The organism is Acidiphilium iwatense (genome assembly GCF_021556475.1).
GTDB classification, from domain to species: Bacteria; Pseudomonadota; Alphaproteobacteria; order Acetobacterales; family Acetobacteraceae; genus Acidiphilium; species Acidiphilium iwatense.
This window is the reverse complement of the sequence record NZ_JAKGBZ010000003.1, coordinates 112842-131616: the sequence shown is the minus strand read 5'-3', so window position 1 is coordinate 131616 and position 18775 is coordinate 112842. Positions and strand designations below refer to the sequence as shown.

The following is an 18775-nucleotide window of genomic DNA, read 5'->3' as shown; positions in this document are numbered from 1 at the left end:
GTTAGCCTGGATTCGCGCGTCCCGCCATATCGCGCCTCTGAGCGAGGCGATCGACCCGCGCCTCCGAGTCCAGCGTGCGGGCGATGAAGCCCGCGATATCGGCCGGAACCGGGGCGGACAGGCCGGGCCAGGCCAGGACCGACAGCAGAATCCTGGTATGGCCCAGCCCCGGATAGATGCGGGTATCGACGGTCGCTCCCGCCGCGCGCAGCCTTTCGGCGAGCTGGGCGGTATTTGCCGGGGATACGCGCCGGTCCTTCGCCCCGGTCAGCAGCAGGCAGGGCGGCGCCGAGGAATCGGCATGGGTGACCGGCTGGGTGTTCGCGAGATCCGGTTCGGGCGCGAAGATCTTCTGGTAGGCGGGGCGGGTGAGCGGCAGGAAATCGTAGGGCCCGGCAAGCCCGATCGCGCCGGCGAGAGAGGCCCGGTCATATCCAGCTTCGGCCAGATAGGCGGGTGCCAGGGCCAGCATCAGCGCGAGATAGGCGCCGGCGGAATGCCCGGCGATGAAAATCGCGCGCGGATCGCCGCCATAGCCGTCGATGTCGCGGGCGATCCAGGCGGTCGCCCGTGCCGCGTCCTGGATGAAAGCGGGGTAGCGCACCGCCGGATAGAGCCGGTAATCGGCGATCGCGACGATCAGGCCGAGCCGGGCCAGGGCGGCGCCGACGAACCGGTATTCCGACCGCTCGCCGCTCTGCCAGGCGCCGCCATAGAAGAAAACCACGACCGGCAGAGCCTGGCGCTGCCGCGTGGGGCGGTAGATGTCGAGCAGGTGGCGCGGATCGGGGCCATAGGCGAGGCCGCGCACGACGCTGGTGCCATAGCGCGGCGCGATGGCGTTCAGCAGGTCGATCCGCGATGGCAACCCGATCATCGCCGCATCATAGGACCGGCATAATTTGCCCGGCAATAGCTGCCGGCACGGCAAGACCGATTTGGCAAATCCCGCTGGAAATCGCGGCATTTCCGCCGCAGCGTGCCTGGCACGATCCCTGCACCGCCCGATGCGCCAACAGCCTGATCGGAGCGGACATCATGATCATTCCCACCCAGGGCGCCGGAGCCCAGCCCATCGCCTATGGCGGCGGCATGAAACCCGCCAGCCAGCCCGGTTTCGGCGCGGCGCTGACCGCGATGCTGGCACAGATGCAGGCGACCGCGCCGGCGCCGGGGCTGGCGGTTCATCAGGCACATAAGCACGGCCATGGCGCCGCGATCGATCATGCCGGAGGGTCGATCGCGCCGCCGAAATTGGGGTAATTTTATCTTTCTGACCGGAACTTTTTCGAGCGTCGTCATCGCGTGACGCGTTTCGCGATGGCGGTCGTGCTGGCAGGCGCATTGGCGGCGGGCGGAAATCCGGCTATCCGCCTTCCATGCCGATCGACGAAGTGCTGTCGCCGCGACGCTGGGCCGGATTCGACCTGTCCCGGCCGCTGGTGATGGGGATTCTCAACGTCACGCCCGACAGTTTTTCCGATGGCGGGCGATTCGCCGTGGCCGAGGCCGCGATCGCCGCCGGACGGGCGATGCGCGATGCCGGCGCCGACATCGTCGATATCGGCGGCGAGAGCACGCGGCCCGGCGCCGAAGCGGTGACGTCGGAGGAAGAATCGGCGCGGGTCGTGCCGGTGATTCGAGCTTTGGCTGAAGACGGGATCGCGATCTCGATCGACACCCGCAACGCGGCCACGATGGCGGCAGCGCTCGATGCCGGGGCGCGCATCGTCAACGACATCTCCGGGCTGCGGCATGATCCTCGGGCCGCGTTCCTGGTCGCGGCGCGGGGCTGCCCGGTGGTGCTGATGCATATGCGCGGCACCCCGGCGACGATGGGATGCCACGCCCATTACGCCGATCTGGTGCGGGAGGTGATCGATGAACTCGCGCAGCGGCGGGATGCGGCGCTGCAGGCCGGCATCCCGCCCGAGGCGATCGCGCTCGATCCCGGTTTCGGTTTCGCCAAGCAGGGCGAGCAGAATTTGGTTCTGCTCCGCGCCCTCGGGCGGTTTCGCGCGCTCGGCCATCCGCTGCTGGCCGGCGTTTCGCGCAAGCGCTTCATCGGCGCGCTCGCGGGCGAGGCCGATCCGGCGCGGCGCGATGCCGGATCGATCGCCGCCGCCCTGTTCGCCGCGAACCGGGGTGCGGCGATCCTGCGCGTCCACGACGTCGCCGGCACCGCCCAGGCCCTGCTTGTGTGGCGGGCGCTGGGGGATGAAGCCAGACATTTTGAATGATATTCACCAACGTCCGATCTGCGCCCGTTCCTGCCCTTCGGCCCCGATCAGAGGGGTGTCCGAGAGGGGACGAAGCCTAATGTAAACCGTCCCACACCCCGCCGATTGGGTGGTTTTGCGGTAGGTCGACGAATCTCATCCGTGCTCGCATTCTGAGCACAGCGGGCACTTCAGTAGCCGGCTTCCTTCTGGTGACGAACCGCCAGGATGGCGGCGGTTTCCCCGTCGAAGCGGTACAGGACGACGTAGCCGCTATCGCCGAAGTCAATCAGCCATTCCCGGAACTCCGGTTCCATGTCTTCGATGGGGCGGCCGATCTGCGGCTGGTGCGCCAGAATTTTTGCTCCGGCCCGGATCGCCCTTACGGCGCGGCGTGCCGCCTCGGCATTCCTGGAAGCCAGAAAGCGGTAGAGCCGTTGAACGTCAGCCAGGGCCGGCGGCGTCCAGATCAGCCGTGGCACTTAGGGGGTTCCGCATCCTCGCTGGCTTCCAATTTCGCCAGCCACGCATCGGCTTCGTCGAGCGTCAGATGCCGGCCGTCGGCCCGATAGTCGTTCCAGGCGCGCAGCGCATCCTCCTTGACCGTTTCGCGCTGTTCCTCGCGTTCGACATATTGCCGGATCGCTTCGCGCATGATCCAGTGCGCCGATCTCCGGCGCAGGCCGGCAAGGTGCTGGACCCGGTTTTTCAGTTCGTCGCCGATCTTGACGGATGTGGCCATGGCTCGCTCGATATCGAAAAGTATTACCTTTCGATACTATAGTGTTGTCAAACGTTGTTGTCCATCTGGCACCGCACGATTCGGGTCACGAACGGAAACGTAAATTGAAACAACCCGCACATCCGCGGTCTTGATCCGATCCGCGAACGGGGGTTCAAGCAGGCCATGAACCATTTTCCACCAAAGCCGGCTTCGCGCCGCCTGTTCGGCACCGACGGGATTCGCGGCCGCGCCAATGTCGCACCGATGACGGCGGAGACCGCGCTGCGCCTCGGCCAGGCCGCCGGGCTGCTGTTCACCAGGGGCGATCATCGCCACCGGGTCATCATCGGCAAGGATACCCGGCTCTCCGGCTACATGCTGGAACCGGCGCTGACCGCCGGCTTCATCGGCGCCGGCATGGACGTGACCCTCGCCGGCCCGCTGCCGACCCCGGCGATCGCGATGCTGACGCGCTCCCTGCGCGCCGATCTCGGCGTGGTGATTTCCGCCTCGCACAACCCGTTCGAGGATAACGGCATCAAGCTGTTCGGGCCGGACGGCGCCAAGCTGTCGGACGCGACCGAGGCCGAGATCGAGGCGCTGATGGCCGAGGATATCGGCGACCGCCTCGCCGCCGCCGCGTCGCTCGGGCGGGCGATGCGGCTGGTCGATGCCGGCGGGCGCTATGTCGAATCGGCGAAATCCAGTCTGCCGCGCGGCCTCAGGCTCGACGGGCTGCGCGTGGTGCTCGATTGCGCCAACGGCGCGGCCTACAAGGTCGCCCCCGCCGCGCTGTGGGAACTCGGCGCCGAAGTGATCCCGCTCGGGGTCGCGCCGGACGGGTTCAACATCAACCAGGGCTGCGGTTCGACCGTGCCGGCGCATCTCTCCGCCGCCATGCTGGAGCACCGCGCCGATCTCGGCATCGCCCTCGACGGCGACGCCGACCGGGTGATCCTCGCCGACGAGCACGGCACGATCATCGACGGCGACCAGGTTCTCGCTCTTATCGCCCGCTCCTTCCTCGCCGAGGACCGGCTCGCCGGGCCGGGGGTGGTCGCCACCGTGATGTCGAATCTCGGGCTGGAGCGCTATCTCGCCGGGATCGGCCTCGCGCTGCACCGCACTCCGGTGGGCGACCGCTATGTCGCCGAGACGATGCGCGCGCACGGGCTCAATCTCGGCGGCGAGCAGTCCGGCCACGTCATCCTGTCGGATTTCGCGACCACCGGCGATGGCTTGATCGCGGCGCTTCAGGTGCTTGCCGTGCTGGTGCGCGAGGGCAGGCCAGCGAGTGCGGTGTGCCGCCTGTTCGAGCCGCTGCCGCAATTGCTGCGCAATGTGCGCTATGCCGGGGCGACGCCGCTGCAGGCGCCGCCGGTGCTCGCCGCGATGACCGAGGCGGAGGCGCGGCTTGCCGGAACCGGCAGGCTGCTGATCCGCGCTTCCGGCACCGAGCCGCTGATCCGCGTGATGGCCGAGGGCGAGGACGAGCGGCTGATCGCCGAGATCGTCGAGGGGTTGTGCGCGATGATCGCCGGGGTTGCCGCCGAGCCGGCCGCACCCTGACCGTTCGCCGGCGATGAGCCCGCCCCGGATGACTCTGCCCCGGATTCTGGCGATCGGCGGGTCCGACAGCGGTGGCGGGGCGGGGATCGAGGCGGATATCAAGACGATCACCGCGCTCGGCGGCTACGCGATGACCGCGATCACCGCCGTCACCGCGCAGGATACGCTGGGCGTGCATGATGTCGTGCCGATTGCGCCGGAATTCGTCGCACGGTCGATCCGGCTGGTCGCCGCCGATCTCGGGATCGATGCGGTCAAGACCGGAATGCTCGGCAGCGCCGCCATGGTCGCGGCGGTAGCCGGAATTCTTGCCGAAATCGCGCCGGACACGCCGATTGTGATCGACCCGGTGATCGCCGCCACCAGCGGCGCCGCGCTGCTCGCGGCGGATGCGCGCGCCGTGCTGCTGGACCGGCTGATGCCGATGGCGGCGCTGATCACCCCCAATCGCGACGAGGCGGCGATTCTGAGCGGCCACGCGGTCGAGACGCCGGACGATGCGGTCGCCGCCGGGCGCATTCTGTGCGGGCGCGGGGCGCGGGCGGTGCTGGTGAAGGGTGGCCATTTCGCCGGCGACGAGGCGGTCGATTTTCTGGTGAGCGGCGACGAAGTGACGGAGTTTCGACAGCCGCGCATCGTCTCGCGCCATACCCACGGCACTGGCTGTACGCTCGCCTCGGCGATCGCGCTCGGTCTCGGCGCCGGCCTGGGGCTGCGCGAGGCGACCGGGCAGGCGCGGGATTTCCTGCAAAAAGTTCTGCTTGCGGCGCCCGGTTTCGGCGCCGGGCAGGGGCCGCTCGGCCATGCGGCGGTTATGACCGCGCCGGGGGCTTGCAAGGCGCCGTGATCGGCATGATGTGAGGGGCGCAAATTATTCAGGAGGTTTCGGTTATGAAAACGCTTTACCACGCGCACGGCCACGCCACCGGCGGCCGCACCGGCCATGCCGAGACCGAGGACGGCAAGGTCAAGATCGACCTCAGCACGCCGAAGGAGCTTGGCGGCGACGGCGGCGCGGGCACCAACCCGGAGCAGCTTTTCTCCCTCGGCTATTCCGCCTGTTTTCTCGGCGCGCTGAAATACGCGGCCGGGCAGGAGAAGGTGAAAATCCCGGAAGACGCGAAGGTGAGCGCCGATATCGGCATCGGCCCGCGCGACGACGGCAAGGGGTTCGGCATTACCGCCCATCTCAAGGTCTCGATCCCCGGCATGGAGCGCGCGAAAGCCGAGGACCTGGTGAAGAAGGCGGAAATCGTCTGCCCCTATGCGCACGCCACGCGCGGCAATGTCGAGAGCAGGTTTACCGTCGCCTGATAGGCGTTTCTTAACTTTTTGCCGGTAGTCTCGGCGCCATGGACGGTTCATCGGACATGGCGGCGGGAAGCGGAGCGTGACGACCCATATCGTCATGCTCGTCTGGTCGGGCGCGATCACGCTTTGCCTGTTCGGTGCGGCGCTGAGCGATATCGCGACCCGGTCGATTCCCGATCATCTCAGCCTGATCGTGGCGGCGCTGGCGGTGCCGGTCCGGCTGATCGACCGGAACCTGCTGGCCGGGCTGATCGTCGCTGCCGTCGTTTTTGTCGCCCTGACGCTCGCCTGGACCTTGCGCGCGCTCGGCGGCGGGGATGTGAAACTCTGGTCCGCCTGTTCGCTGCTCGTCCCGCCCGCCTGGGTGGCTCAGGTCGCTTTCTCGCTTCGCGTTCTGCTGATCGGCGGTTTCGTCGCCATGGCCTATCTGGCGTTGCGGCGCTTCGCCCGCTCTTCGCGCCCGGTCGCGCCCGGAGACCGGCTGTTCCGGCGGCTCTCGCTCATCGAATCCTGGCGCGCCCGGCGCGGCGGCTCGATTCCCTACGGCGTCGCCATCTCGCTCGCCGCTCTCCTCACGCTCTGGCCGCGCGCGCATGGCTGATCGCGCGGGACGATCCGCACCGGCACGCGAAGCGCCATGAGCGAGCTGGCATCGCCGCGCGGCGCGGTGCCGGCGCCGAACCGCCTGGGCCGGCCGGACCAGCTCACTGTCCTCGGCTTCGTGACCGACGCGGCGAGCGAGTCGGTGCTGAAGGATGGTCTCGGCGATCTCGCCCAGAACGGCATCGCCAATAGCTGCGATATCAGGCGGGGTTCGGTGAAAGCGGCGATTTCGGCGATGATGCGGATGCCGGCGCCGCAGATCCTCGTCGTCGATATCGGCGGCGACGACCGGCCGCTGCAGTCGCTGGCCGAACTCTGCGACGTGATCGAACCTTCGGTGACCGTGCTGGTGCTCGGCGATATCGACGATGTCGATCTGTACCGGGCGATCAGCCGGCGGATCGGCGCGGCCGATTACATTTTCAAGCCGGTCACCCGCGAAATGGTCGCCCGCTATTTCGCGCCGTTGATCACCCATGATGCGGCGATCGGCGATCAGGCGCGCGGCGGCCGGGTGATTGCGATCACCGGCGCGCGCGGCGGGGTTGGCGCGAGCAGCATCGCCTGCGCTCTGGCCTGGTTTCTCGGCGTCGATGCGAATCGCCATACATTGCTGCTGGACGCCGATCCCTTCATCGGCGTGACGGCCGATCTGTTCGGCATCGAGGCCGGGCCCGCGCTGTTCGATCCGATCGCCGACGACCCGGCTCTCGGGTCCGATGCGATCGCCGAAGCGGCCAAGCCGGTCCGGAATCGGCTGTCGGTTCTCGGCGCGGTGCCCGATCCGGGATGCAATCCGGCCGCTGCGGACGGGGCCGCGCGGCGGCTGATCGAGGCGATGCGGTTCCGCTTCAATTTCGTCGTCGTGGATCTGCCGTTCCTGCCGATTCCGTCGCACCGGGAATTGCTCGAACTTGCCCATCATCGCGTCATCGTGCTCGATCCGAGTGTCGCGGGCCTGCGCGATACGCTGCGCCTGCTCGCGATTCCGAACGGGGCGGGCCAGCCGCAACGCCCGACGATTCTGCTCAATCGCGAGGGGCGGCCGGGCGGGTTGCGCCGCAAGCACATCGAAGACGCGCTGAAGCGCAAGGTCGATATCGCGATCCCCGACATGCCGAAGCAATTTTCGCACGCCGTCGAAGGGTTCGGCGCCGTGCCAAGGGTTTTCGGCCGCGCGATGCTCGATCTCGCGCGCGAGGCCGGTTTCGAGCCGGGCCGCAAGACCGATCGGGCGGGATAGATCGCTCCATGCACGACAATGTGCGGAAAATGAATAATACCAAATCTCATGAATCTCGACTCATGAGATTTGGTATGCGCGCTGGTTGGCGGGCGGCGCGCGCGAACATAAAGAGCGAATACCATGGGTCGCGATCAGCGAGACATGGTATAATCTGGATGAGCAATCCAGAACCGCTCTGAATGGAACTCATTTGCCACGCGCCATGCGAATGCGCGCCTTCGCGCACGCGGTCTCGCGATTGTCTGTTGCGGGTGTGGTCGGTGATGGTTGTTCCGCGGGACACTTGACCGTCAGGCCGCGATGGCCCGATAAGCCGGGTGCGCGTCGAGAGCCGAGGTCCGATGGCAGAGTGGTGATGCAGCGGACTGCAAATCCGCGTATGCCGGTTCGATTCCGGCTCGGACCTCCACGCCCGATCTTGCGCGCGCCGATTGCCTGACATTTCGCATCCTTCTACGCTTCGCCCTGGATCGCGTGACGGCAAGCCTCGGGAGGGCGACAGCCATGGAAAGCACATATGCCGCGCGTTACGCCGGATGGCGGACCGACCCGGAACGCTTCTGGGCGGAAGCGGCGCGGTCGATCGACTGGATCGCACCCTATGAGCGGGTGTTCGACCCACAACGCGGGCCGTTTGGAAGCTGGTTTCCCGGCGGCCGGCTCAATACCGCCGCCAATTGTCTCGACCGCCACGTCGCCAAGGGGGCCGGCGAGCGGATCGCGCTGATCTGGGACAGCGCGATGGAAGGCCGCGTCACGCGCCATACCTATCGCGAATTGCGCGACCGGGTCGCCAAATTCGCAGGCGCGCTCGCCGCGCGCGGGGTGGCGAAGGGCGACCGGGTGGTGATCTACATGCCGATGGTGCCGGAAGCGGCGATCGCCATGCTCGCCTGCGCGCGCCTGGGTGCGGTTCATTCGGTGGTGTTCGGCGGTTTCGCCGCGCCCGAACTCGCCAGCCGGATCGACGGGGCAAAGCCGAAACTGATCGTCGCCGCGTCCTGCGGACTGGAACCGGGGCGGGTGGTCGACTACACGCCGATCCTCGATGCGGCGCTCGGCCGCGCATCGCACCGGCCGGATGGCTGCCTGATTTTCCAGCGTCCTGCCGCGCCCGCCGCGTTGGTGGCGGGCCGCGACGAGGATTATCTGCAAGCCGAGGCAGAGGCCGCGCCGCACGATCCGGTGCCGGTCGCCGCGACCGACCCGCTCTATATCCTCTATACCTCGGGCACGACGGGACGGCCCAAGGGTATCGTGCGCGACAATGGCGGCCATGCGGTCGCGCTCGCGGCCTCGATCCCGCTGATCTACGACGCGCATCCGGGCGAGGGTGCGGCGAGCGACGTGATGTGGACGGCGTCCGATGTCGGCTGGGTGGTGGGGCACAGCTATATCGTCTACGCGCCGCTGCTCGCGGGCGTCACCTCGGTGATGTACGAAGGCAAGCCGGTCGGCACGCCGGATGCCGGGGCGTTCTGGCGAGTCTGCAACGCGCACGGCGTGAAAACCCTGTTCACCGCGCCAACCGCGCTGCGCGCGATCAAGCAGCAGGATCCGGACGGCAAGCTGCTCAAGGCTCACGATCTGTCGCGGCTGGAGGCGCTGTTTCTGGCCGGCGAGCGCTGCGATCCACCGACCGCGGAATGGATCGCGGCGCTGCTGGGCAAGCCGGTCATCGACAATTGGTGGCAGACCGAGACCGGCTGGCCGATCACCGCGCGGTTTCGCGGGCTCGGCCTCACGCCGTTCAAGCCGGGCTCGGGCGGCAGGGCGTGTCCGGGCTATGACGTGCAGGCGCTCGATGCCGAGGGTGGCGCGATGACGCCGGGCGAGGTGGGGGCACTGGCGATCAAACTGCCGTTGCCGCCCGGCTGCGCGCCGACGCTCTGGCAGGACGACGAGGGGTATCGCCGAGCCTATCTCGATGCGTTTCCGGGGTGGTATCGCACCGGGGATGCCGGCATGGTCGATGCGGATGGCGATGTCTGGGTGATGGGACGGACCGACGACATCATCAACGTCGCCGGGCACCGGCTTTCGACCGGGGCGATGGAGGAAGTGCTTGCCGCGCACCGGGATGTCGCCGAATGCGCGGTGATCGCCCGGCACGATCCGGTGAAGGGCGAAGTCCCGCTCGGTCTCGTCGTGCTGAAATCCGGCGTCGATCGGGATGAGGCGGCGATCGCGGGCGAATTGGTGGCGCTGGTGCGCGAGCGGATCGGGCCGGTGGCCGCGTTCAAGACCGCGATCGTGGTGCCACGCTTGCCGAAAACCCGGTCGGGCAAGATTCTGCGCGCGACGATGAAGCAGATGGCGAATGGCACGGCGCCGGTGGTGCCCCCGACGATCGAGGATGTTTCGGTGCTCGACCAGATCGCGACCAGGCTGGCGGGGCAGGGATAGGGAAGACGGTCAGGAGCGCCGCCTCGAGAATGCCGACGCGATCTCCAAACCAGCAGAAGACACGGAAATCATGGTTTCAGGCGATACCCGGTGCGGAATATCCACCAGAGCAGGGCAACGCATATCGCCATGAATGCCGCGGTGAATGCCAGGCTGGTCCCGACCCCGATATCGCCGGTTCCGTAAAAGCTCCAGCGGAAGCCGCTGATGAGATAGACGACGGGATTCAGCAGGTTGATCGTCTGCCAGGGCTGCGGCAGCATGTCGATCGAGTAGAAAGCGCCGCCCAGGAAGGTCAGCGGCGTCACCACCAGCGCCGGTATGATGGCGAGCTGTTCGAAATTCTCGGCCCAGATGCCGACGATGAAGCCGAACAGGCTGAACGCGATCGCGGTCAGCAGCAGGAACGCCACCATCCAGCCGGGATGCAGGATGCGTACGGGCACGAAGAACGTCGCCGTCGCGAGAATGATGAGTGCGAGCAGGATCGACTTGGTCGCCGCCGCGCCGACATAAGCGAAGACCGCTTCCGTGAAGGAGAGCGGCGCCGAAAGGATCTCGAAAATCGTCTTGGTGAACTTGGGAAAATAGATGCCGATCGAGGCGTTCGAGATGCTCTGCGTCAGCAGCGTGAGCATGATGAGGCCGGGGACGATGAACGCACCGTAGCCGACCCCGCCGACATGCTGTATCCGCGAGCCGATCGCGCCGCCGAACACGATGAAATAGAGCACGGTCGTGATCACCGGCGTCGCCACGCTTTGCCAGATGGTGCGCCGCATCCGCGCCATTTCGGTGCGGTAGATCGCCCACATGCCGGCACCGTTGAGAAATGGTCCGCTCATGCCGCGCGCTCCACCAGACTGACGAAAATGTCCTCGAGCGAACTCCGGCTCGTGTCGAGATCCTTGAAATCGATCCCTTTCTCGCCGAGCCGCCTGAGCAGCGTGGGGATTCCGGTATCCTCGGCATTGGCGTCGAAGCTGTAGACGAGATGCTGGCCATCGGCCTCAAGCTCGAGAGACCAGCCGGCGAGTTCGGGCGGGATCGCCTCCATCGGATGCTGGAGCGCGAGGGTCAGCCGCCGCTTGCCGAGCTTGCGCATCAGATGGGTCGTTTCCTCGACCAGCAGAAGGCGGCCGTCGTCGATGACGCCGACGCGATCGGCCATTTCCTCGGCTTCCTCGATGTAGTGGGTGGTAAGGATCACGGTCACGCCCTTGTCCCGGAGCTTGCGCACGAGCGTCCACATGTCGCGCCGCAGCCCGACATCCACGCCGGCGGTCGGTTCGTCGAGAAACAGGATATCGGGCTCGTGACTGAGCGCTTTCGCGATCATCACGCGCCGCTTCATCCCTCCCGAAAGTTCGATGACGCGGCTGTTCCGCTTATCCCAGAGCGAGAGGTCGCGCAGCAGGGATTCGATATAGGCGGGGTTTGGCCGCTTGCCGAACAGGCCGCGGCTGAAGCTGACCGTGTTCCAGACCGTGGCGAAGATGTCGAGCGCGATTTCCTGCGGCACGAGCCCGATCCGCGAGCGGGCGGCGCGATAATCCCGCGCGATGTCGTGACCATCGACGAGCACCTGCCCCGACGTCATCGTGACGGTGCCGCAGACGATGCTGATGAGCGTCGTCTTGCCGGCGCCGTTGGGGCCGAGCAGCGCGAAGATCTCGCCTTTCTCGATCGCGAGATCGACTGCCCGCAAAGCTGTGAATCCGTTTTTGTATGTCTTGGCGACGGCACGGACCGATAGGATCGGCGGCATATACGCTCCTTTTTGCGGACGGCATGCTGCCTGCCGCACCGTGCTGCCACGTCCGGCCGTTTCCGTCTCCGGCCGTATAGTGGCGCTCCCGGCGCACGAGTTCAAGATTGCCGCCGGCGCATCCCGAACCCGATCATCGTCCCGGATTCGGGATCGTCATGCCAGCCCAGATGTCTGCTCGGTCATTTTGTCTGACATTTGCGATCGCGCGCTGACGTGCCGGGGTTCCCGATGACCCCGTGTCATGCACCGCGCCTCGTCGCTAACATTCGGAAATGGTCTTCTTGCCGTGCAGAATGGCGGCCGGGCTCATGCTGAGTTCGGTGACGCCAAGTTTGATCAGAACCGGAATCAAATCCGGCTCCGCGGCGGCTTCGCCGCAGACGCCGGCCGCCTGCGCCGCAGCGATGAGGCGGGCGATGATGTCGGCACCCGGATCGATGAACACCGTCCCGAGACGGCCATCCACGCCGATCGGAGTGCCGGCCGTGACATACGGCAGGGAATCGCAGCCAAATACGGCGGGAATGCCGTGGGTGCGGGCCATGATCGCCGTATGCGCGGTCGCCGCGCAAGTTCCGCCGCCCGTCCGGCGGCAGGGATCGCCAGCCGCTCGGCGCTGATCGGTTCCATGAAGAACGGAAAGGCGGGACCGAGCGCGCTACCGTCGCTGGCCCCGATGCCCGGCAGGGCGCCGATCGGACTTTCCGAAACGGACATAAACATTTGTTCGGGTCTGGGTGCCTCGCTGTCATCCTCGAGGAGGCGGCTGACCGCATCGATCGCGGCTTCGGCGTCGCTACCCTCGGCGCGGACGGTGATCCTGTCGCCCTCCCTGATCGACAGCAGCATCAGCTTGACCGAACTGCGCGTGCTCGCCGCGTCCGCGCCCCGGCGAATTTCCACTGCCGTGTCGAACGACTTGGCGAGCTTCACCAACTGCGCGGCCGGTCGCGCATGCAGGCCTTCGCGCACCCGGACGGTGATGTCGCGCTCCATGAGCAGTGTCATGCCAACGATCCACGGTGGGCGGCAAAATCCATGTTTCGCCTCCTCGCTGCGTCGCCTCATTCGGGTTCGGATCGCGATGAGGTCACGGGAATGAAACAAATGTAATAGAAATTGTCAAAATGTTTGCACCTTCGGGCGTCTCCATCGGCACAACCGAACCTCCGAATCGGGATGCTGGCGTTTTTGCCAGGAAGGCTGTATCGCGGCGATGAGTCGTCCCGGCCGGAAGTGGGTTGACGCCGCGGTGGCGGTCGAACGGCCTTGGCGGTCCGGCGAGACGGGAAGCCAGGCCGCGGCAGGGCATATGCGAGGATTGCAATGAACGTAGCGCTTATCGTGGCTGCAGGACGGGGTACGCGTTTTGGAGGCACGATTCCGAAGCAGTATCGCGAACTCGCCGGCTCGCCGGTCATTCGCTACACGATTGCCGCCTTCTGCCGCCATCCCCAAATCGATGCGGTCCAGGTCCTGATCCATCCATCCGACCTCAAATTCTACACGGATGCGACCAGCGGGCTCGATCTGCTGCCGCCTCTGATCGGCGGCAATACGCGGCAGGAATCCGTGCTGCTCGGCCTTGAGGGGATTATCGATCTCAATCCGCGCAAGGTGATCATTCACGATGCCGTGCGACCCTTCGTGGAGCAGGAAACGATTTCCGCGGTCCTGAATGCGCTCGACCGGGTCCCTTGCGCGATTGCCGGCCTAAAGGTCGCCGACACGCTGAAACAGTGCGGCCAGCCGGAGGGGGTCAAAACGATCGACCGGACCGGCATCGTGCGCGCGCAGACCCCTCAAGGGTTTCGTTATCACGACATCCTGGCGGCACACCGTCAGATCCATGCGGCGAATCCGCTCAATCTCGACATGACCGACGATGCGATGGTCGCTGAACACGCCGGCATGCGGATCGAGGTGGTTCCGGGTACCGACGACAATTTCAAGATCACCACCGAGGAAGATCTTCAACGCGCGACAGCGATCCTGGAACGCGGACATCGGGAGACCCATACCGGCTGGGGATTCGATTCCCAGCCTTTGCGCCAAGGCGGCCATATGACGATGTGCGGGATCATGCTCAGGCCGCGAGCGGGCATGAACACGGCCGATCGCGCCGATATCGGGCTCAACGCGATCACGCGCGCCGTGCTCGGTACGGTCGGCGGGCTCAGGGAAGAGCCGATAAGCGGCTTCACTTTCCGCAATATCCGGTTCCAGAATTCGGAGGTCCTCATCCGCAAAGCCGTGTCGATCGTCGCGATGGCGGGCGGCAAGATCGAGCATATCGACCTCACCCTGATCACCGATTGGGAGGAGATCACGGACAGCATCGCCGACATGGTGGCCCGCTCGGCATCCTTGCTGTCCATCCCGCAAGGGCGCGTCTCGATCAAATGCATCGAAACCGACGATATGGGGTTTTTTTTCCGGCGTGACGCGATCGCGGCCCAGTGCCTGGCGACCATCAGCTATCCGGCCGATCTGCCTGGTCAGGCTCCGTCGCGGCCATCGCCTGCACCGAGCCGCCGCACCGCGGTGGCCGACCGGATCGGGTCGTAACGATCCGCTCGGCCGGACGGCCTAACCGCGCAGGATCTCGATGGTCTGGCCGGGGTGCAGGATTTCCAGAAGCGAGGCCGCCGGCAGGGGGGTGACGCAGATCTCGCCGGGCCGTTCCGCGACGGCGGCACCGTTGAAGCTGAAGGTGAGATGGCCGAGATCCTGCGCCTTGGCCCAGGCGCGGTCGCCGAGGGTGGTAATCCCGCCCTCCTTAATACAGGCCGAAACTGAAGACCCAGCCGAGCAGAACGGCGATCCGCCCGGTGATCTGCCGGCTCAGCAGCGCGGAATGGTGCCGGCGGCGATCTGGGTGCCGACCAGAACCCCCACCACCTGGGCGATCACCTTGCCGAGGCCGGACTCGACGCGGACGGGGGAGAATGGGCTGTCGTTCATCGCGCGCTCCTCAGCCGAGTTCGACGCCCTGGCGGCGCGCCCATGTAAAACCTGGACCATAATGCCTCCTTCCACTCCCGTGAGAAGATCGCACCATCAAAATCCGGGATCAAACACCTACCTTGCTCTAGCGATTCCGCGCGCGACGCGGCAGCCGGCTCAGCCGGTCATCGTCGTCCAGTCCACGCCGCTCTCGAAGGCGCCCGCCGCCCGGTAGATCGTTTCCTCATCGTGCGATCGGCCGATCAGCATCATGCCGACCGGCAACCCGTCCACCTTGCCGCAGGGAATGCTCATCGCCGGATGATGGGTGCAGTCGAACGGCGCCGTGTTCGGTATCATCTCGAAGCCGCGCTGAAGAATCTCCGAGACCGGCGCATCCGGCGCCGGCAGCTTGGTCGCGACCATCGGTAGGGTGGGCATCAGCAGCAGGTCGTACCGCGCGAGCGCGGCATCGTAGGCCGCGCGCAGGCGCCGCACCAGATTCTGGGCCTTGGCGTAGTAATGTCCGCGATGCCGGGTCACCATGTAATGCCCGAGCAGCATGGTATTCTTGAGCGTGTCCGACAGTTCGTCCGCCCGGTCGCGCCAGGAGGCGTGCCGGTCGAGCAGCGAGGTGACGTAAAGCCCCTGCCAGTTGAAGCCGAACCCGTTGCCCAGCATCATCTGCATCGTCGCCCCCTCGGCCGCGACCGGCAGCCAGATCGCCGGGCCGAGACTGTGCATCGGGATGGAAACGGCCTCGACGGCCGCGCCGAATCCCTTGAACCGCTCCGCCGCCGCGCGCACCACGGCATCGCTCGCCGCCTGCGATTGCGGATGGCCGAAGCCTTCCTGCACCATGCCGATCCGCAATCCCTGAACGCCGCGCCCGATCGCCTCGTGCCAGGGCTTGGACTGCCCGCCATACTGGCGCGGATCGAGCCCGTCCGGCCCGGCAAGCACCTCGAGCAGAAGCGCATTGTCCTCGACCGTCGCGGTGATCGGACCGACATGGTCCAGCGTCGTCTCGATCGGCATGATCCCCGTATACGGCACGAGCCCATAGGTCGGCTTCATCCCGTATGTGCCGCAGAAAGCCGACGGAATCCTGATCGATCCGCCCTGATCGCCGCCGAGCGCCATCGGCACCTCGCCGGCCGCGACCAGCGCGGCGCTGCCCGACGACGATCCGCCCGCCGAATAGCCGTGCCGGTGCGGATTATGCACCGGCCCGCTCGCGCTGGTATGGCTGCCGCCCGAGAAGCAGAAATACTCGCAGACCGACTTGCCGACGATCGTTCCCCCCGCGTCGAGAATCCTTGTCGCAACCGTCGCGTCGACATCCGGCACATAGCCGTCGAGGGTCGAGGCGCCGTTGGCCATCGGCACGCCGGCGAGACAGATATTGTCTTTCAGCACGATGGTCTTGCCCTTGAGCGGGCCGGATGCCGCTCCCTCGATGGTTGTCTGGACCGCCCAGGCGCCGTAGGGGTTCGCCTCCGCCGCCGGCCGCGTGCCGGGCGTGCGCGGATACCGGACTTCCGGCAATTCGTCGGGCATCCGGTCGATCAGGTCGTAGGCGGCGACGCTCGCGGCGAGTGCCGCGTGATGATCGGCGAGGTCGGTATCGCCGATCGTCATGCCCAGTTCGGCCGCGACCTCGCGCAGCGCGTCCATCGATGGCGGCTTTACGGTTCCGAGAGACATCGGCTTCCTCCTGCTGAATGCCGGGCAGCATAGGCATCGCGGCCCATCGGAGGAAGATCGGCGTCCAGACCGAGGAACTCTGCGGTGCCGCCTATGGCGAACGGGCCGCCGAGTGGCGCAAGAAATTGATTCGGCTGGATAAAATGCCTTGGCCTGCGCGAAGGAGCGAGCTGGGCATTGCGACTTTCAAAACTCCGCCGTCATAATGGATTTCGCGCTATGGTTCCGGCGCAAGGATGGCACCGCACTGTGACGAGCAAACCTGGTCCGATAGCGACGCCCGATCGGCGGAGTATCGCTTCGTTGACGGGACGGACGAGCGAGGACGGTGAACGCCGGCTCGGGAAACGGCATGGGCCGCATGCTGTGCCGGTCCTGTTCGCGCGCCCTGTTCGGGCCAAACGTCCGGTCTTTGCATCCGGCATCCCGATCGATACCGCGCTGCGCGACATTGGCCGCAGCGGGCTCGCGCATTTCATCGGAAACATGCAAGCGGTTTCAGCCGAAACGCCCGAGGCCGTGCATCAGATGCGGGTTGCGCTGAGACGATTGCGTTCGATCCTGGCGGCGTTCAAGCCGAATATCGCGACCGCGCAATACCGGCTGGCCAACAATCAGTTGAAACTGCTTTCCGGCACGCTTGAAACTCCGCGCAACTGGGACGTCCTCGCCGAGGAAATCCTGCTTCCCGTCTGCAATGCCGTGCCGGGTGACGAAAACCTGCGGCGTCTCGTCGCCATGGTCGAATCCGAGCGTCAGGCGGCCTATCGCAAGCTCGGGGAAGATATCGGTACATCCGCGTGCCGCGCGACGGTCCTGAGCCTCGGGCACTGGTTCGAAACCCATGCCTGGCGTGAATCCGGATCGGCGGAGCAGGCGGCATGGTTCGCCCGTCCGGTCGGGGAGGTGGCACGAATTCTCGTCGCGCGGAGCCATCGGAAGGCGAAGCAGCGAAGCCGCAATTTTGGAACCCTCTCGCCGCCCGAGCGGCACGAATTGCGCATCGCATTGAAAAGACTGCGCTATACGATCGAATTTCTGGCCAGCCAGTTCGATGTGGGAGCAGCCGATTTCTATCTGAAGAGACTCAGTTTGCTGCTGAACGATCTCGGTTATGCCAACGACGTTCGTACGGCCCGGATTGTTCTGAGAGAACTCGCCGATTCCACGGATGACGGCGCGATTCGCCGGGCGGTCACGCTTGTGCTCGACTGGCATAAGCACAATCGCGCCAGCCGAGAGACGGGATCGTACAAGCATATGCGCCGCTTTCGCCAGGCAAAAATCTTCTGGTGACGGCAATGACGATCGAGATGGAGCGCGAATAGGGGCTGAGATTGGTCTTGACCGCGATGCGCTCGGTCCTGTCCGGGCGACTCGCCGATCTTCCATGAGTTTACGCGCGTTGCCTGGATTATTTCAAGAGACCCATTCCCGAGCGGTGGCAATAAGCCTCGACCGATGCGCATCAGGACATTGTTTCGGTATGGAAGATATTCGTCAGGACATGGCCGGGTCGGAACTGGCGCGATAATCCGCATCCCACAGCCGGGAATGGTGGAGCGCTCTGGGGCAGTGGATGAAAGCGGACCGTATCGTCACCACGATCGCCAGCTTGCCGGAATCATGCACATGGTCCCCGGTCGAATCCTGCGGATCGCGTTCGAGACGCGTCACCCCCTTGATTCTGAGTATTGTTGCGACGCCTGGGATAAGAAACAGCACTCCAACCCGGCGATCGGCAAGGAGATTGCTCATCGTGTCGAGCCGGTTGTTGCCGGCCCGGTCGGGTATGATCAACGTCTGGGCGTCAGGCACGCGCACAAACCCAGGCGGACCGCCCCGCGGACTCAGATCGATGCCCCGATCGGGCCGCGCCGATCCGATGATCAACAGCGGCGACCGTGCGATGAACTGCCGGCCCTTCGGGTCGAGCCGGTCCCATATCTGAAGGTATCGGGGTGGCGGATAGAGCGCGCGAAGGGTCGTTTCGTTCTCGATGACGGTATCCGCCGCGCAGCCACCCATCGGAAATCTCCTTGCGTTATCCGTTGCAGGATTTCGTGATCTTGCATCAGAGACGTCCGGCGGGACGTCTCTATTCCGGGCCAAAGGCGAATGCTGCCGCAGCAATGCGAGTTCGCTGGAGTGGCGGTTCCGAAATTCCTAGAGCAATATGGCTTTAAGTGGAATCGCGCAGCGATCCACAAAGCCATGAAATTGCTCGCCCCAACAAAGAGTAGAGCGTGATCGACTGAAAGTCATCACGCTCT

19 protein-coding genes, 1 tRNA gene and 2 pseudogenes are annotated in these 18775 nt (G+C 65.8%); 11 read left to right on the top strand and 11 right to left on the bottom strand.

Going from position 1 to position 18775, the window contains the following annotated elements; translation table 11 throughout:
• Position 1: 1 nt before the first annotated feature.
• Entirely contained in the window at positions 2-877 is an 876-nt protein-coding gene (locus L2A60_RS03005; RefSeq protein ID WP_235702890.1) for an alpha/beta hydrolase, read from the bottom strand.
• Positions 878-1038: 161 nt separating this feature from the next.
• On the opposite strand from L2A60_RS03005, the gene L2A60_RS03000 reads away from it, so the two are divergent.
• Entirely contained in the window at positions 1039-1263 is a 225-nt protein-coding gene (locus L2A60_RS03000) for a hypothetical protein (RefSeq protein ID WP_235702889.1), read from the top strand.
• A gap of 116 nt (positions 1264-1379) precedes the next feature.
• On the top strand, positions 1380-2240 hold the full coding sequence (folP, locus tag L2A60_RS02995; RefSeq protein WP_235702888.1) for a dihydropteroate synthase: 861 nt from the start codon (positions 1380-1382) through the stop codon (positions 2238-2240).
• Between the two features lie 170 nt (positions 2241-2410).
• Here folP and L2A60_RS02990 read toward each other — a convergent pair whose 3' ends face one another.
• Entirely contained in the window at positions 2411-2701 is a 291-nt protein-coding gene (locus tag L2A60_RS02990) for a type II toxin-antitoxin system RelE/ParE family toxin (protein ID WP_235702887.1), read from the bottom strand.
• A complete protein-coding gene (locus L2A60_RS02985; RefSeq protein ID WP_235702886.1) occupies positions 2689-2961 on the bottom strand; it encodes a CopG family ribbon-helix-helix protein in 273 nt (90 codons plus the stop codon). Before L2A60_RS02985 ends, L2A60_RS02990 begins: the two co-directional genes overlap by 13 nt.
• Before the next feature lie 165 nt (positions 2962-3126).
• Between L2A60_RS02985 and glmM the strand changes: the two genes are divergently transcribed.
• The 7 genes from glmM to L2A60_RS02950 all read left to right on the top strand — a co-directional run bounded on the left by glmM (position 3127) and on the right by L2A60_RS02950 (position 10078).
• The gene (gene glmM, locus L2A60_RS02980) at positions 3127-4512 is read left to right on the top strand and encodes a phosphoglucosamine mutase (RefSeq protein WP_235702885.1); all 1386 of its coding nucleotides are present in this window, start codon (positions 3127-3129) and stop codon (positions 4510-4512) included.
• A 28-nt stretch (positions 4513-4540) separates the two neighbouring features.
• Entirely contained in the window at positions 4541-5359 is an 819-nt protein-coding gene (gene thiD / locus L2A60_RS02975) for a bifunctional hydroxymethylpyrimidine kinase/phosphomethylpyrimidine kinase (RefSeq protein ID WP_235702884.1), read from the top strand.
• 44 nt (positions 5360-5403) lie between these two features.
• Complete coding sequence (locus tag L2A60_RS02970) at positions 5404-5826, top strand: organic hydroperoxide resistance protein (RefSeq protein WP_235702883.1); 423 nt, start codon at positions 5404-5406, stop codon at positions 5824-5826.
• Positions 5827-5902: 76 nt separating this feature from the next.
• Positions 5903-6424, top strand: a complete 522-nt coding sequence (locus tag L2A60_RS02965) for an A24 family peptidase (RefSeq protein WP_235702882.1) — start codon at positions 5903-5905, stop codon at positions 6422-6424.
• A 36-nt stretch (positions 6425-6460) separates the two neighbouring features.
• Positions 6461-7669, top strand: a complete 1209-nt coding sequence (locus tag L2A60_RS02960; protein WP_235702881.1) for an AAA family ATPase — start codon at positions 6461-6463, stop codon at positions 7667-7669.
• Positions 7670-8007: 338 nt separating this feature from the next.
• Positions 8008-8081: transfer RNA gene (locus L2A60_RS02955), tRNA-Cys, on the top strand.
• A gap of 95 nt (positions 8082-8176) precedes the next feature.
• Positions 8177-10078, top strand: coding sequence for an AMP-binding protein (locus L2A60_RS02950; RefSeq protein ID WP_235702880.1), 1902 nt, complete (start codon positions 8177-8179; stop codon positions 10076-10078).
• 68 nt (positions 10079-10146) lie between these two features.
• On the opposite strand, the gene L2A60_RS02945 is transcribed toward L2A60_RS02950, so the two are convergent.
• From L2A60_RS02945 to L2A60_RS20850, 4 genes and pseudogenes are all read right to left on the bottom strand, one after another.
• On the bottom strand, positions 10147-10923 hold the full coding sequence (locus L2A60_RS02945) for an ABC transporter permease (RefSeq protein ID WP_235702879.1): 777 nt from the start codon (positions 10921-10923) through the stop codon (positions 10147-10149).
• Positions 10920-11846: an ABC transporter ATP-binding protein gene (locus L2A60_RS02940; protein ID WP_235702878.1), complete on the bottom strand. Its 927-nt coding sequence runs from the start codon at positions 11844-11846 to the stop codon at positions 10920-10922. Before L2A60_RS02940 ends, L2A60_RS02945 begins: the two co-directional genes overlap by 4 nt.
• 262 nt (positions 11847-12108) lie before the next feature.
• The gene (locus L2A60_RS02935; protein WP_235702877.1) at positions 12109-12393 is read right to left on the bottom strand and encodes a putative PEP-binding protein; all 285 of its coding nucleotides are present in this window, start codon (positions 12391-12393) and stop codon (positions 12109-12111) included.
• A gap of 269 nt (positions 12394-12662) precedes the next feature.
• A pseudogene (locus tag L2A60_RS20850) lies at positions 12663-12845 on the bottom strand (HPr family phosphocarrier protein); the annotation flags it as partial.
• 330 nt (positions 12846-13175) lie between these two features.
• Between L2A60_RS20850 and ispD the strand changes: the two are divergent.
• The gene (gene ispD / locus L2A60_RS02925; protein WP_235702875.1) at positions 13176-14417 is read left to right on the top strand and encodes a 2-C-methyl-D-erythritol 4-phosphate cytidylyltransferase; all 1242 of its coding nucleotides are present in this window, start codon (positions 13176-13178) and stop codon (positions 14415-14417) included.
• A gap of 21 nt (positions 14418-14438) precedes the next feature.
• On the opposite strand, the pseudogene L2A60_RS20845 reads toward ispD, so the two are convergent.
• The 3 genes and pseudogenes from L2A60_RS20845 to L2A60_RS02915 form a co-directional block, all read right to left on the bottom strand.
• Positions 14439-14642, bottom strand: a pseudogene (locus L2A60_RS20845) (PTS glucitol/sorbitol transporter subunit IIA); the annotation flags it as partial.
• Between the two features lie 51 nt (positions 14643-14693).
• A complete protein-coding gene (locus L2A60_RS02920; protein ID WP_235702874.1) occupies positions 14694-14813 on the bottom strand; it encodes a hypothetical protein in 120 nt (39 codons plus the stop codon).
• 159 nt (positions 14814-14972) lie between these two features.
• Positions 14973-16502, bottom strand: a complete 1530-nt coding sequence (locus L2A60_RS02915) for an amidase (protein WP_235702873.1) — start codon at positions 16500-16502, stop codon at positions 14973-14975.
• 303 nt (positions 16503-16805) lie between these two features.
• Between L2A60_RS02915 and L2A60_RS02910 the strand changes: the two genes are divergently transcribed.
• Complete coding sequence (locus L2A60_RS02910) at positions 16806-17798, top strand: CHAD domain-containing protein (RefSeq protein WP_235702872.1); 993 nt, start codon at positions 16806-16808, stop codon at positions 17796-17798.
• A gap of 204 nt (positions 17799-18002) precedes the next feature.
• On the opposite strand, the gene L2A60_RS02905 is transcribed toward L2A60_RS02910, so the two are convergent.
• Positions 18003-18530: a pyridoxamine 5'-phosphate oxidase family protein gene (locus L2A60_RS02905; RefSeq protein ID WP_235702871.1), complete on the bottom strand. Its 528-nt coding sequence runs from the start codon at positions 18528-18530 to the stop codon at positions 18003-18005.
• Between the last annotated feature and the right edge of the window lie 245 nt (positions 18531-18775).

Excerpts from the sequence above, each read along its gene's own strand:
- L2A60_RS02915 (WP_235702873.1), bottom strand. The coding sequence starts at position 16,502 with ATGTCTCTCGGAACCGTAAAGCCGCCATCGATGGACGCGCTGCGCGAG.
- L2A60_RS02970 (WP_235702883.1), top strand. The coding sequence starts at position 5,404 with ATGAAAACGCTTTACCACGCGCACGGCCACGCCACCGGCGGCCGCACC.
- L2A60_RS02950 (WP_235702880.1), top strand. The coding sequence starts at position 8,177 with ATGGAAAGCACATATGCCGCGCGTTACGCCGGATGGCGGACCGACCCG.
- L2A60_RS02940 (WP_235702878.1), bottom strand. The coding sequence starts at position 11,846 with ATGCCGCCGATCCTATCGGTCCGTGCCGTCGCCAAGACATACAAAAAC.
- L2A60_RS03000 (WP_235702889.1), top strand. The coding sequence starts at position 1,039 with ATGATCATTCCCACCCAGGGCGCCGGAGCCCAGCCCATCGCCTATGGC.
- L2A60_RS02920 (WP_235702874.1), bottom strand. The coding sequence starts at position 14,813 with ATGAACGACAGCCCATTCTCCCCCGTCCGCGTCGAGTCCGGCCTCGGC.
- glmM (WP_235702885.1), top strand. The coding sequence starts at position 3,127 with ATGAACCATTTTCCACCAAAGCCGGCTTCGCGCCGCCTGTTCGGCACC.
- ispD (WP_235702875.1), top strand. The coding sequence starts at position 13,176 with ATGAACGTAGCGCTTATCGTGGCTGCAGGACGGGGTACGCGTTTTGGA.
- L2A60_RS02960 (WP_235702881.1), top strand. The coding sequence starts at position 6,461 with ATGAGCGAGCTGGCATCGCCGCGCGGCGCGGTGCCGGCGCCGAACCGC.
- L2A60_RS02985 (WP_235702886.1), bottom strand. The coding sequence starts at position 2,961 with ATGGCCACATCCGTCAAGATCGGCGACGAACTGAAAAACCGGGTCCAG.
- L2A60_RS02945 (WP_235702879.1), bottom strand. The coding sequence starts at position 10,923 with ATGAGCGGACCATTTCTCAACGGTGCCGGCATGTGGGCGATCTACCGC.
- folP (WP_235702888.1), top strand. The coding sequence starts at position 1,380 with ATGCCGATCGACGAAGTGCTGTCGCCGCGACGCTGGGCCGGATTCGAC.
- L2A60_RS02935 (WP_235702877.1), bottom strand. The coding sequence starts at position 12,393 with ATGGCCCGCACCCACGGCATTCCCGCCGTATTTGGCTGCGATTCCCTG.
- L2A60_RS02905 (WP_235702871.1), bottom strand. The coding sequence starts at position 18,530 with ATGGGTGGCTGCGCGGCGGATACCGTCATCGAGAACGAAACGACCCTT.
- thiD (WP_235702884.1), top strand. The coding sequence starts at position 4,541 with ATGACTCTGCCCCGGATTCTGGCGATCGGCGGGTCCGACAGCGGTGGC.
- L2A60_RS03005 (WP_235702890.1), bottom strand. The coding sequence starts at position 877 with ATGATCGGGTTGCCATCGCGGATCGACCTGCTGAACGCCATCGCGCCG.